This window comes from Paenibacillus sp. 481 (assembly GCF_021223605.1).
GTDB lineage: Bacteria > Bacillota > Bacilli > Paenibacillales > Paenibacillaceae > Paenibacillus_B.
Genome location: NZ_CP075175.1, coordinates 2,692,486 through 2,704,559 on the forward strand (window position 1 = coordinate 2,692,486; position 12,074 = coordinate 2,704,559).

At 45.0% G+C, this 12,074-nt stretch carries 12 protein-coding genes; 8 read left to right on the plus strand and 4 right to left on the minus strand.

All coding sequences use genetic code 11. From position 1 onward, the window contains the following. Window positions 1-274 precede the first annotated feature (274 nt). Together cls and KIK04_RS11805 are read left to right on the plus strand one after the other, a co-directional pair. A complete protein-coding gene (gene cls, locus KIK04_RS11800) occupies window positions 275-1,786 on the plus strand; it encodes a cardiolipin synthase (RefSeq protein WP_232278414.1) in 1,512 nt (503 codons plus the stop codon). 366 nt (window positions 1,787-2,152) lie between these two features. Then, on the plus strand, window positions 2,153-3,022 hold the full coding sequence (locus KIK04_RS11805; RefSeq protein ID WP_232278415.1) for an ABC transporter ATP-binding protein: 870 nt from the start codon (window positions 2,153-2,155) through the stop codon (window positions 3,020-3,022). A gap of 44 nt (window positions 3,023-3,066) precedes the next feature. On the opposite strand, the gene KIK04_RS11810 is transcribed toward KIK04_RS11805, so the two are convergent. After that, entirely contained in the window at window positions 3,067-3,855 is a 789-nt protein-coding gene (locus KIK04_RS11810) for an FkbM family methyltransferase (RefSeq protein WP_232278416.1), read from the minus strand. A 161-nt stretch (window positions 3,856-4,016) separates the two neighbouring features. Here KIK04_RS11810 and KIK04_RS11815 point away from each other — a divergent pair, with 161 nt between their 5' ends. Further along, window positions 4,017-5,246 carry a hypothetical protein gene (locus tag KIK04_RS11815; protein ID WP_232278417.1) on the plus strand — a complete coding sequence of 410 codons (1,230 nt, stop codon included), beginning with the start codon at window positions 4,017-4,019 and terminating at the stop codon, window positions 5,244-5,246. Window positions 5,247-5,461: 215 nt separating this feature from the next. On the opposite strand, the gene KIK04_RS11820 is transcribed toward KIK04_RS11815, so the two are convergent. The 3 genes from KIK04_RS11820 to KIK04_RS11830 all read right to left on the minus strand — a co-directional run bounded on the left by KIK04_RS11820 (window position 5,462) and on the right by KIK04_RS11830 (window position 7,585). Beyond that, window positions 5,462-5,677 carry a helix-turn-helix transcriptional regulator gene (locus tag KIK04_RS11820; protein WP_232278418.1) on the minus strand — a complete coding sequence of 72 codons (216 nt, stop codon included), beginning with the start codon at window positions 5,675-5,677 and terminating at the stop codon, window positions 5,462-5,464. After that, a complete protein-coding gene (locus KIK04_RS11825) occupies window positions 5,674-5,877 on the minus strand; it encodes an aspartyl-phosphate phosphatase Spo0E family protein (RefSeq protein WP_332330012.1) in 204 nt (67 codons plus the stop codon). Before KIK04_RS11825 ends, KIK04_RS11820 begins: the two co-directional genes overlap by 4 nt. Before the next feature lie 427 nt (window positions 5,878-6,304). Next, on the minus strand, window positions 6,305-7,585 hold the full coding sequence (locus KIK04_RS11830) for a helix-turn-helix domain-containing protein (RefSeq protein ID WP_232278419.1): 1,281 nt from the start codon (window positions 7,583-7,585) through the stop codon (window positions 6,305-6,307). A gap of 247 nt (window positions 7,586-7,832) precedes the next feature. Between KIK04_RS11830 and sdaAB the strand changes: the two genes are divergently transcribed. From sdaAB to KIK04_RS11855, 5 genes are all read left to right on the plus strand, one after another. Further along, window positions 7,833-8,495 (plus strand): L-serine ammonia-lyase, iron-sulfur-dependent subunit beta, encoded by a 663-nt coding sequence (gene sdaAB, locus KIK04_RS11835; RefSeq protein ID WP_232278420.1) that lies wholly within the window; start codon window positions 7,833-7,835, stop codon window positions 8,493-8,495. 102 nt (window positions 8,496-8,597) lie between these two features. Then, a complete protein-coding gene (gene sdaAA, locus KIK04_RS11840; RefSeq protein ID WP_232278704.1) occupies window positions 8,598-9,491 on the plus strand; it encodes an L-serine ammonia-lyase, iron-sulfur-dependent, subunit alpha in 894 nt (297 codons plus the stop codon). A gap of 384 nt (window positions 9,492-9,875) precedes the next feature. Continuing rightward, the gene (gene fni / locus KIK04_RS11845) at window positions 9,876-10,931 is read left to right on the plus strand and encodes a type 2 isopentenyl-diphosphate Delta-isomerase (protein ID WP_232278421.1); all 1,056 of its coding nucleotides are present in this window, start codon (window positions 9,876-9,878) and stop codon (window positions 10,929-10,931) included. Window positions 10,932-11,109: 178 nt separating this feature from the next. Further along, window positions 11,110-11,448, plus strand: a complete 339-nt coding sequence (locus KIK04_RS11850) for a L,D-transpeptidase (protein ID WP_232278422.1) — start codon at window positions 11,110-11,112, stop codon at window positions 11,446-11,448. A gap of 137 nt (window positions 11,449-11,585) precedes the next feature. Then, window positions 11,586-12,008 carry an exosporium protein C gene (locus KIK04_RS11855; protein WP_232278423.1) on the plus strand — a complete coding sequence of 141 codons (423 nt, stop codon included), beginning with the start codon at window positions 11,586-11,588 and terminating at the stop codon, window positions 12,006-12,008. Window positions 12,009-12,074: the final 66 nt, after the last annotated feature.

The window sequence follows — 12,074 nt, forward strand, 5'->3', positions numbered from 1 at the left end:
ATATAACTTCAACGCTTATTCATTATTACCTAACGACCGTTAGTTAGTTTACGCCTGAATTATTTCACATGAGCAGCACCTTGTCAATCCTTTTCCTTTTAGTTGCAAAATGGTTTTTCGGGAATAGTAAATATGGTTGATAAGGGAGAGTTAGGGAGAGCTCACAGGAACAAGGCGAACGTTGGGAGTCAAATGTTGAAGAATTAAACGAAGTTATGTCGTATTATATAAATAGGATAAATCCGATAGGTGAATCATGTTGGGGGGCCAAGCTATGCGAAGAGGGCTACAGATCGGATTGTTCGTCATTATGTTAATGACATTGGGCTATTACGTGAATGATGCATTTGGTCGATCCATTGCGACGACTTTAAGTATTATGACGACGTTAGCGGTCGTCACGTTGGCGATTATGATATTTATGGAGAATCGGCATCCTTCGAGTACGGTGGCTTGGATTCTTATTTTAGCGCTCGTGCCGGTTGTCGGCTTCATATTTTATTTGCTCTTTGGGCAAAATTATCGCAAGCGGCGGAGCTACAATCGCAAGGCAAAGAGGAACAAGCAAGCGTACGCCTTTATTGATAACGACGCGCTCGTGCGTGGAGAACAAATTCTGGATACGTATACGGAAGACGAGCGCATGCTGCTCCGTTTGACGAGCCAGATGAGCAAGAGCCCGATTAGTTTCGGCTCGGAAACCCGTATATTAACGAACGGCGAAGAGACGTTTACGGAGTTGCTCGCGGAGCTCAAGAAGGCACGTCATCATATTCATATGGAGTATTACATTTACCGCGATGATGAAATTGGACGGAGCATCAAACATATTTTGATGGAAAAAGCGCTATCCGGCGTGGAAGTCCGCTTTATGTATGATGCGGTAGGCAGTATGCAGCTGCCAAAATCATTTTTGCACGATTTGAGAGCGGCTGGAGTAGAAGTGCAAGCTTTTGGTGCAGTCAAATTTCCACTGCTGTCCAGTCGGGTAAACTACCGCAATCATCGCAAAATTGTTATTGTCGATGGTGATGTCGGCTTTATGGGCGGCTTAAACGTGGGTGACGAATATTTGAGCCGCAACAAGACGTACGGCTTTTGGCGCGACACGCATATGATTGTGCGTGGCGAGGCTGTGCAGTCGCTGCAAATTATCTTTTTGCAGGATTGGTCGCACGTCACTGGCAGCACGCTTTATGGTGCTCAGTATTTGCTGCCGCAGCCTGTGGAGGCAACGGGCGGCGCTGTGCAAATTATTGCGAGCGGTCCGGACCATGAGTTCAGTACGATGAAGAACGTCTTTTTTTCGATGCTAACCTCAGCCAAACGTTCGATCTGGATTGCGACCCCTTATTTTATACCTGATGATGATATTTTTACAGCTTTGAAGGTGGCGTCGCTATCGGGTGTGGATGTACGGCTTTTATTTCCGGCTAAGCCTGACAAGTGGCTACCATTTCTCGCTTCGCACTCTTATTTCCCGAGTTTAATTAATGCGGGAGTACGCATTTATGAGTATGAAAAAGGATTCCTTCATTCCAAAATTATTATTATTGATGGTGAAGTGGCGACGATCGGCACGGCCAATATGGACATGCGAAGCTTTCATCTTAATTTTGAGGTTAACGCGCTGCTTGTGCATACGGAAAGTGTTAATTGTTTGCGTGATGATTTTGAGCGGGATTTGCAATATGCGACCCGCATTCGCGAGGAGAATTTTGCTCGTAAGCGGACGATTACCCGTTTTCTTGAATCGTTGGCGCGATTGTTCTCGCCGCTGCTGTAGTATACACGATACAGTTAAGACTATAGATAAGGTACACATTCTGGCAGGGGATGTCTCGTCGTCATTTTGCAATGGCTATTGAGACATCCCCTCTTGATATTGTGCGAGCGTATGTGGCGAGCGGGATGTCCTGTACGTTGTCGAAGGATAAAAGATATTTAAAATTGTTGTTCAAACAAATTGGAATACATTGACGGAAGTCGTCGTTTGTGGCATCATAAACTTGTCTATGTTTATGAGAACGATTTTCATTATCCCTCATTTATTTTCATCTATTTTCAAGTGCTAAGTTACATAAGTGAGCGATAAGATGATTCATATATACGCCAACAATACGAACAGAACGGGTAAGGGGGAACGAGGACCATGTCTACGTTAACGACACAGTCTCTGACATTATCTTATGGTGATTCCAATATTATCGAAGATTTGTCATTAAACATTCCGGAAGGTAAAATTACGGTACTTATCGGCAGCAACGGATGTGGTAAATCGACATTGCTTCGCTCGCTTGCGCGGTTGTTGAAGCCGAAGCAAGGTTCGGTATTGTTGGATGGCAAAGATATTCACCGTACGTCCACGAAAGAAGTGGCGCGTCGCATGGCTATTTTGCCGCAAGGGCCTACTGCGCCAGAAGGATTAACGGTGCTTCAACTCGTGAAGCAAGGACGTTTTCCTTATCAATCGTGGCTGAATCAATGGTCGGCAGAGGACGAGCGACTCGTTCGCCAAGCGTTAGAAGTGACGGGATTGACTGACTTGGCTGACCGTCCTGTGGATGCGTTGTCAGGTGGTCAACGCCAACGAGCATGGATAGCGATGACACTAGCGCAAAACACTGATGTTCTGTTGCTGGATGAGCCTACAACATATTTGGATATGACGCACCAGATCGAGATTCTTGATTTGCTGTATGAATTGAATCTTACAGAAGGCCGCACCATTATTATGGTGCTGCACGATTTGAACTTAGCATGCCGATATGCCCATCATATCGTAGCTGTGCGTGAGCGCACGGTCTATGTAGAAGGGGCACCGGAAGATGTGCTGACGCCGCAAATGGTAAAGGACGTATTCAGCATGGAATGCGTCGTCTGCTTTGACCCTCTGTTTGGCACACCGATGTGTGTGCCACGTGGCAAAGGCCGCGTTTGCGCAGAGAACTGTGAGCTTAGAGACGATTGCAGCTCTCCAGACAAGGTGAAGCTGCGTTTTCCGGCAAGCACGGCTGTATAAATACAATAAGGCTGCTCCACATATGTGGAGCAGCCTTATTACGATTATTGCATAATAACATTCGGTATGCTGCCATGCTCCAGAATGGATTCCAATGCTGTCGGCACGGGCTGGCCATTCGGATCGATGAGAAAAAACTGTTTCCCGTACTCCATGGCGTAGCGCCGGAGCAGGGCGTGGAATTTCGGCTCATCGTGTTGCAGCATCATCCGGTTCAGCTCAAAAACAACGACTTTCACCTGCTCCCTTATGATCGTCTCCATCCCAGCAAAAGCGTGATACTCTCCACCTTCAATGTCTATTTTCAGAAAATCAACCTTATCAACACCCAGTTGCTTCAAATGCGTATCCAGTGCTACACCTTGTACAGACACCGTTTTAATATCGTCCCGATAATGATGATGATACTCCTCATTATGCTGTTGAAGCGAGCTGTTGCCCATATAGCGGTAGGAGGCCTGAAAATGAATCAGCTCGTCTCTAGAGTAGACCGCATAAGGAAACGTAAGCGCACGATCATGCATCGTGTTTAAGGATAAATTATGTTCTAAGTAGCGATGCATGTCTGGGTGGGCCTCATAAGCGTATACACGTCCGCTCGGACCTACTAGATGACTAAGTAGCACGGAGAAGTAGCCGATGTTGGCACCGACATCAACCACAGTTTGACCAGGTTGCACATGATCGTGCAAATATTTCGTTAAAGGCCATTCCATAGAACCGTGCATGACTAGCTCAGGTGTAATGCTTAAATCGTCGGCAGGGGCTATCAGTTTCCCTCCATATGCCGCCTTAATGAGCATTCGGTTGCTGCCGATATAAACACCGTTCATGTTAATCACCTCACTACATAAATGTAGTAGGGTTGTTAGTCATTCATGCATGGCGATTCACAATGGGACAAGCTATTGGAAAAATAAGACTACATTCGGTAAACTTATAAGTAAGGGAGCATGATTCATGTATTCATTCACTTATAAAGGAGAAGGAAGCGATGAACAAGAAGCTAGTGGCACTACTTGTAGCAAGTCTGCTCGTTATGGCACCCCAAATGGCTCTGGCCGGAAGCTTTAAAATGCTGAATCAACAACATGATATAGGTGACATCTTCGGAAGCGCGACGAAGGCACTAATTGATGAGTATGAAATCCCATTGTATGAGCATCCGACGGGAGGCAAAGTATTATTAAAAGATTTAGCCCAATATGGATTTGATATTCATATTGGTGATAACGATACGCAATTTGTACGCGTGAAGCGCATTGCGAATAAAGACGTCGAAGGGGTAGTTGTACCTGCCGTTGCCGTGGGCAGTAAGATCGGGGATTTGCAAGCCTCAAATTGGTCTGTGCAGTTAGGGAATCGTGCTGTAGTCTCTTACCTTATTAAGGGGAGTACAGCCATTAACTTTAAAGACTTGAGCGTGTTCGGCGACATTCAATATGACGCAACAGCAAAAACCTTGCAATTGACGTTGAACAATGAATCGTATGAAGGTCCGGCCGGTGTTGAGCTGAAGCTAGAAGCCGTAAAGAACAATACAGAACATCTGATTAAAGAAGCGCAAGTCGTACATTTTTTTTATCATGCTGGAAAGAAGCAAGTAAGAACTGAGAAGGAGACAGTGCGTCACATTGAAAGTGGGAAAGAAGTGAAGTTTGACAACGAGGCGACATGGTCAAAGTATAAAGATGAAATGAAACACATTTTTTATATGGGGGCAAGTGTTGAGCATTATAAGGATCACGAAATGAAGGTTGTTTCGAATCCGCAATTCGAACAGGATAGCACGTACTATAAGACGAAGTACAAACAGAATCTGACCTATTATGTGGAGCTTGATGCGAAGTTGTTTCAACAATATTTAGACACAGAGTTCAAAAAAAATAAGTATGGCCCGATCAAAATTACACGTGCGATAGTCGAACAAGTGAATGATGCGAATGTGAAGCAAGCCGTAATCGACCATATTAATTTGTCGCACAAAACGGTGAAATCGTTCGAGGTTGCGCTGCGTTTCTATGATAAACATAACAAGCTAGTGACAGAAAAAGAGACGAAGTATGAGTCGTTTTTTGGCGTTGTGAACAATGGAGATGTTGCACGGGGAGACAGAGGGCGCTCGTACTGGGAGCTGATGACTTATAGTAACGCGGTCGTCAAAATGAGTGTGGAAGTGACCAAGGTTGTGTATCAGGACGGCACGGTGTGGAAATCAAAATAATATCGCAAAATAAGTAAGACACCGTCCTTAGTGCATAAGGGAGGTGTCTTACTCATTAACATGGGATATTTAAAGAGGTTGCAAAGATGTGTTGTTCGTTATGTTGATTCACAAAAATTACACGGAATCAAATTAATCCGATAGTGTGAAAGTTGGTGTATTATTTAATTTGGATATAACTTAATCGGCTGTGTTTATTCGCAGTAAACTCAGCCTTATTCCTCACATACAAACGGATCACCAACTTCGAAAAAAAGCTTCCAATCGAAACCTAGAACTTGTCCGATATTTTTAGCTACTTGGACACTCGGATCGCGTCTTCCACGCTCTATGTTAGAGTAGGAGCTACGCTGAATCATCGACATTTTTGCTACTTCGATTTGAGTTCTAGATCCTCGGTAGTGGATTAGCCATTTACGCGGCTGTTTCATTGTAAAACCTCCTTTACTCTTTTTTTAGTACATACGGCCTTTTGACACTGTAAAATGTAGATGTCTAATTGTTGGCTAAGTTGTACTACAGGATCAGCGGTTAAGCTGTGATGCTCTTGTACAGCTTGTGCTAGCTGCTTTTGTAGGTTGTTCATTTTGTACAACAGAGAGGTATGACCGTCGTATTGTGAAAAAGTCATCAGCTTATCACCTCGTGTATTTAAGCTCGTCGTCTATCTTTTAACGGTAGTGTATAACGCCGTGCGCGGGCTTCCTTTTTTTAACTTTACATGCTCGATGATAGGGGAGATAGCAAAAATAGGGCATAAAAAAGTGCTTGCATGATGCCAAGCACTGGCGAAATTCTTATGCTAATGAAATGGAGTTGTTATTACTCTATCAGCTTAGTAAATGGACTTGAGCACCCACAAAAGCTAAACACCCAGCTTATGTTATGTGTGAAAATAGAAAAGCGCCCTGCATTGTGTAAGGCGCTCACATTATTATTGGTGCCAAGGATGATCATTGAAGAGGAATACGGAATCCGGTTCGAACATACCAAGCGGCAAAGTAAGAAAGAAAACAGTTAATAGTAATGATTTAATAACTTTCATGGTAATCCTCCCTCTATATATTTTCAGGATGACAATAAACGGAACGAAGTTTCTTTAGAATTAAATTGTCTAGAATACTACTGTTATTGATTTGAAGATCTAGTATTAGACCAATGCAAAGACGTTCATTTTTACTATCATCTACTTTTGCATACTTCAGGGCGCTTTCCAAATAACAATTAGCACCTTCTATTATTTCTCCCATTGCAACTTGGTAATCCCCTTTTAATTTATAAAAGAGAGCTAGTTCTGATTGTTTATAGGGTGAAGTGTACGAGAAAGAAGTGATTTTTTCTTCAAAAGTTAATAATTTTTCAATTTCGAGTAGATTATTCATTTTTTGTTGCAATTTAATAAGCTTATTTACTACATGAAGCAATGAATTTTCGCTAACTTTTTCTAGTAATTCATTAAATAAAGATATGGCAAGTGCGGTGTTGCCTTTTTTGTCATGTAAAGTTGCTGTTGTGACTTTAACATGTTCCTTAACATGTTTATAGGTATATGTATCGTACAGTTTTAAATATTCTTCAGCTTTTTCATAATTACCTAAACGCTCATAGGAGTCGCACATTATACCAATTGCATCTGCTTTGGTTTGACCTTGAAAATCATTTTGAGCAACAATTACACTACACAATTCGATACTTTCTTGAAATAGTCTCAAATTATAGGAGTGTACGCCTAATTTGTAATGCAACATTATGCGCTCTTCGGTAGATAAAAAATGAGAATAGGGAAGGATATAACGCCCATTGTAATACGTTGCTTTTAATTTGGTGAAATCGTTTCGTTCAATTAGATAAGATTGTAATTGCCCTTTCGCTATATACGGCATCACGCCGTGGTCACGTGCATAGCTAACAATCGATTGAAACAAGGAAAGTTTTAATGCGGGATCAGCTTTGCAAGTAGAAGTCGTATTGTACAGTCGCTCAATCGAATCGTAACTATCTTCATTTGGGGATTCCAAATATTTAAGGGCTACTTTGGAAGTTAATGAAATATTACCTGTCGGGATCGTGTCTTCAAGAATTAAGAATAGTGTATCGGACTTTTGGTCAGCACAAATATAATATTCAACTGTTTCCTCAAAGGGGATGTTCATGGCATTAGCAATACGCTGAACGGTAACGAATTCAGGTCGCTTGATCTCCCCATTTTCAATTCTTGTTATGCTTGTTCGATGAACCCCAGACATTTCTTGTAGTTGGTGGACAGATATACCTGTATCTATTCTGCGTTGTCTAAGGAGATCGCCTATAGTTGAATATAGTAGCGAACCCGAGGACATAGTTGTTCCCTCCTCAAAACGTAGTGATATTTGTATTTTATAGTACCATGTATTTCCTATTTGGTAAATTAGCTTTGATTAAATTAAATAGAAATGAAAGAGTTTTCTTTTTTTAGTATTTTAACCGGAATTACGTGTAGCACATGGAAAAATAAATATATGGCTGACGGATGGTACTTTGTCGCGTTTTTACGTACAATATGAGTGGAATGTAGTTATTGGGAGGACGAAGCGGAGGAGAATCGGTATGAAGTATCGCAGCGTATTTGACATCATCGGACCGATTATGGTGGGGCCTTCAAGCTCTCATACAGCAGGAGCGGCAAAAATCGGGAGATTGGCACGCAGCATATTCGGCAAGCAACCTAAGCAGGTGGACGTATTTTTGTATGGATCTTTTGCGGAGACGCATAAAGGGCATGCAACAGACGTTGCGCTTATTGCGGGTGTGCTTGATTTTGATACAGATGATGACCGTTTGCCGCAAGCGTTGGTGCTGGCGGAGCAAGCAGGTGTTGAGGTTAAGTTCTTTATCGAGGATGCGGTTCCAGAGCATCCAAATACGGCACGCATCCGTTTGATTGATGGGGGAGAGCAATTAGAGGTTGTCGGCATTTCGATCGGCGGCGGTAAGGTTGAGATCGTTGAGTTGAACGGGTTTGAATTGCGTTTGTCTGGCGCGTGCCCAGCTATTCTGATTTTGAATCATGATCGTTATGGGGTTATTGCTGGGGTTACGCAAATTTTGAGCCGTGAAGAGGTTAATATCGGCCATATGGAAGTGTCCCGTAAAGAAAAAGGGCAGATGGCGCTGATGGTTATCGAGACGGATGATCGCATTGCCGAGCAAGTAATTAATGAAATTCGTGATCTGACAGGGGTAAGCCGCGTGCTACGGATGGAAGATTAGGAAGTAGAGATTGAGCGGGGACTGTGTTATTGAATACGCTTTCATAAAAGGTGTTGGAATAGTTGGTTTTGAGCTTGAGGATGAGAGGGGTAGGTAAAGGTGATGTTTCGCAATGTGGCGGAGCTGGTGGCATTAGCCGAGCAGAAGTCATGTAAGATTGCTCATATTATGATTGAGCAGGAGATGCAAGTGGCGCAGTTGACGCGCGAGGAAGTTATCGAGCGCATGGGCCGCAACTTGGACGTGATGGAGCAGGCCGTAGAGCGCGGCTTGTCGGGCGTAAAGTCGCATTCCGGTTTAACGGGTGGCGATGCTGTGAAGATTCAGCAGTATGTGCAAGCGGGCAAAATGCTTAGCGGCTACACGATTATGGACGCTGTGAGTAAAGCGGTGGCTACGAATGAAGTGAACGCGGCAATGGGCCTTATTTGCGCGACGCCTACAGCAGGAGCGGCAGGGGTTGTGCCTGGCGTGTTGTTCGCGCTTAAAGAGAAGCTGAACCCGTCCCGTGAGCAGATGATTGAGTTTCTGTTCACAGCAGGTGCATTCGGTTTAGTGGTGGCAAACAATGCGTCGATCAGCGGCGCAGCAGGTGGCTGCCAAGCGGAAGTCGGTAGCGCATCAGCGATGGCGGCAGCTTCTGTGGTCGAGCTTGTCGGTGGAACGCCGCGGCAAGCGGGCCATGGGATGGCGATCGCATTGAAAAATTTGCTCGGGCTTGTGTGCGATCCCGTTGCAGGTCTTGTTGAGGTGCCATGTGTGAAGCGGAACGCGATGGGTGCTGCAGTAGCGATGGTGGCAGCGGATATGGCGATGGCTGGTGTAGAAAGCGTTATTCCATGCGATGAAGTTATTGAAGCGATGTTCCGTATTGGGCAGGCGATGCCAATGACGATGAAGGAAACGGCGCTTGGAGGTTTGGCGGCTACACCGACAGGTGTGCGCTTGAAGCAAGAAATTTTCGGTACGGAACCGAGTAAGGTCGTCAGTTCCTAGAAATTATTATTCATTTTTACATTTTAAAATGATACGGGGTACCTCGCTTTCTAATCGGTGCGCAACGCATTGGATATGGGGTGGGGTATTTCTTTTTATATTGCGGACTGTGCTTACGTCATCCCATGTACGTGAATCGTAATTTTTGCTATGCTAGGTCATGTTGAAATCAAGTTCGTTCAGGGTACAATACAATTGGCAAAATACAAACATAGAAGCAACATAGCAACATAGTAGCAACGTAGAAACATGGGTAATAGGGGCAACCTAGATACGTAGGCAGTAGAGACAACATAGACAAATAGGCAGCAGCTTTAACACAGACGGCTGTTACACGTTTTAAGATGCTTTTTACGATAAGAGACAGGAATAGGAGAATAACGCATGCGGGAACGATCAAACGACACGACACAGCATACGACCGAACAGCGGAAGACAGAGCACGTACGTATATGCTTGGAAGAGCAAGTGAACGGCGTAGGTGTGACGACGGGTTTGGAGCGATTTCGTTTTCGTCATCAGGCTTTGCCAGAAGTGAATTTTCACGACATTGACCTCTCGACAGAGTGGTTTGGCAAGCAGGTAGCTACACCGTTGCTCATTAGCTCGATGACAGGTGGAAGCGACCATACAGGGCCGATCAATCGTCGCCTAGCGGCAGTGGCTGAGGCGCGTGGTTGGGCGATGGGGGTCGGTTCGGTGCGTGCGGCGGTCGAAAATCCAGACGTTGCACGTACGTTTCAATTGCGCGATGTCGCGCCAACAATTCCGCTGTTCGCGAATATAGGCGCTGTGCAGCTCAACATGGGCATGGGAGCTGACGAGTGCCGACGTGCGGTAGAAATTGTGCAGGCGGATGCGCTTATTTTGCATTTGAATGCGCTGCAAGAAGTGTTTCAGCCAGAAGGCGACCTCGACTTTGCAGGGCTATTAACTAGAATTGAAGCGGTGTGTAGCAAGCTGGATGTGCCTGTCGGTGTGAAAGAAGTCGGCTGGGGCATTGCAGCCGATACGGCACGTGATTTACATAACGCTGGCATCGCGTTTATCGATGTTGCAGGAGCGGGCGGCACGTCGTGGAGCCAAGTGGAGAAGCTCCGCGGCAACGATCCGGTACGCCGACGGGCGGCAGATGCGTTTGCCGATTGGGGCATTCCGACGGCAGACAGCGTGCGCGAAGTTCGCACTGCTCTGCCCGACGCTATGGTTATCGCCAGCGGCGGTTTGCGCACAGGCGTAGATGCGGCCAAAGCAATTGCGCTGGGCGCAGATGCAGCTGGGTTTGGCCGCGCACTGCTTGCGGCTGCAACGCACTCTGATGAAGCGATGCATGATGTGCTGGCGCAGGTGGAATTTGAGCTGCGCACAGCTATGTTCGGCATTGGCGCTCGTACAATAGACGAGCTGCGCTACACAGAGCGACTGATAGAGCGCATGTAGCACTGATTCCGCGCTGATGATTGAGGGCACTGCATGTTGTGGCGCTGCATCAATGCGTCAGCTCAAGGCCTCTGCTCAGAGCCTCTAATCAGGGCATCCACTCTACTCGAAATAGGCATTACCATTAGCGCATAGCACCCCTCCCTCACATAGCTTAATCACAGAAGGAGGGGTCAGTGTGCCTCAATATCGCATCATTGTCGATTTGTCGGATCGGATGCTCTACCTGCTAGACGGAAATATAGTCGTAAGGGGCTTCCCTGTCGGCATCGGCAAGATGGTTACCCAGACCCCTAGAGGCGAGTTCACCATTATTAACAAGGAGCCGAACCCCGGCGGGCCCTTCGGAGCGATGTGGATGGGTCTTTCCAAGCCCCATTATGGCATCCATGGTACCAACGATCCTTCATCTATAGGGCGAATCGTATCGCATGGCTGCATCCGAATGTACAACGAAGATGTACTTGAATTATCTAAATTAGTTCCGATAGGAACTAGAGTTACAATTCGCCAATAGGGAACTAGAGCTATAAGAACAACTCTCTCATCTACAGTGAGAGATTACCTATTTATCATATTGATAGTTTTTAATCCAAGCATCTCATTCATATTCAACATAAAATACATCATCCATATCAAAGGAGATGATGTATTTTGTCACGAGTATTGGATTACAGAGCTGTTCAACCTCTTAGTAGATTTAGCTTATCTAATTCCGTTATCATTGCTCAATCGCCGCGCAGAACTAGATTTGCTATTTTTAGCCTCAACATTCCTCAAAGTGCCAATTTAAATAACAGAGTAGAATTGATCGCAAGTGTGGGAGTAAGAGGGGTCACTGGTATTGCTCAGGTGGTGTTCAGAATTTTTCGAGACGGCAACGAAATTTTTAGAACGCAGCAAGGTGTTGAATCGGCAGCTTCTGAACAGAATTATATTTTTTCCTTTCAAGGGATTGATGCCAATTTAAGGTCTGGATCGCACACTTACTTCGTAACAGCTGAAAATTTAACGACAGGGACTAGGGCGGATATAGTCGGTCCTACATCATTTAGTGGCTTGGCTATTCAGAGATAATAAAAGGAAAACCTGCGGCCTGTACCTCACCCCAACACTTATGCTATCATTAGGTCGACATTTTAG

Coding starts and splice junctions, on each gene's coding strand:
- cls (WP_232278414.1), top strand. CDS start 275: ATGCGAAGAGGGCTACAGATCGGATTGTTCGTCATTATGTTAATGACA.
- KIK04_RS11805 (WP_232278415.1), top strand. CDS start 2,153: ATGTCTACGTTAACGACACAGTCTCTGACATTATCTTATGGTGATTCC.
- KIK04_RS11810 (WP_232278416.1), bottom strand. CDS start 3,855: ATGAACGGTGTTTATATCGGCAGCAACCGAATGCTCATTAAGGCGGCA.
- KIK04_RS11815 (WP_232278417.1), top strand. CDS start 4,017: ATGAACAAGAAGCTAGTGGCACTACTTGTAGCAAGTCTGCTCGTTATG.
- KIK04_RS11820 (WP_232278418.1), bottom strand. CDS start 5,677: ATGAAACAGCCGCGTAAATGGCTAATCCACTACCGAGGATCTAGAACT.
- KIK04_RS11825 (WP_332330012.1), bottom strand. CDS start 5,877: ATGACTTTTTCACAATACGACGGTCATACCTCTCTGTTGTACAAAATG.
- KIK04_RS11830 (WP_232278419.1), bottom strand. CDS start 7,585: ATGTCCTCGGGTTCGCTACTATATTCAACTATAGGCGATCTCCTTAGA.
- sdaAB (WP_232278420.1), top strand. CDS start 7,833: ATGAAGTATCGCAGCGTATTTGACATCATCGGACCGATTATGGTGGGG.
- sdaAA (WP_232278704.1), top strand. CDS start 8,598: ATGTTTCGCAATGTGGCGGAGCTGGTGGCATTAGCCGAGCAGAAGTCA.
- fni (WP_232278421.1), top strand. CDS start 9,876: ATGCGGGAACGATCAAACGACACGACACAGCATACGACCGAACAGCGG.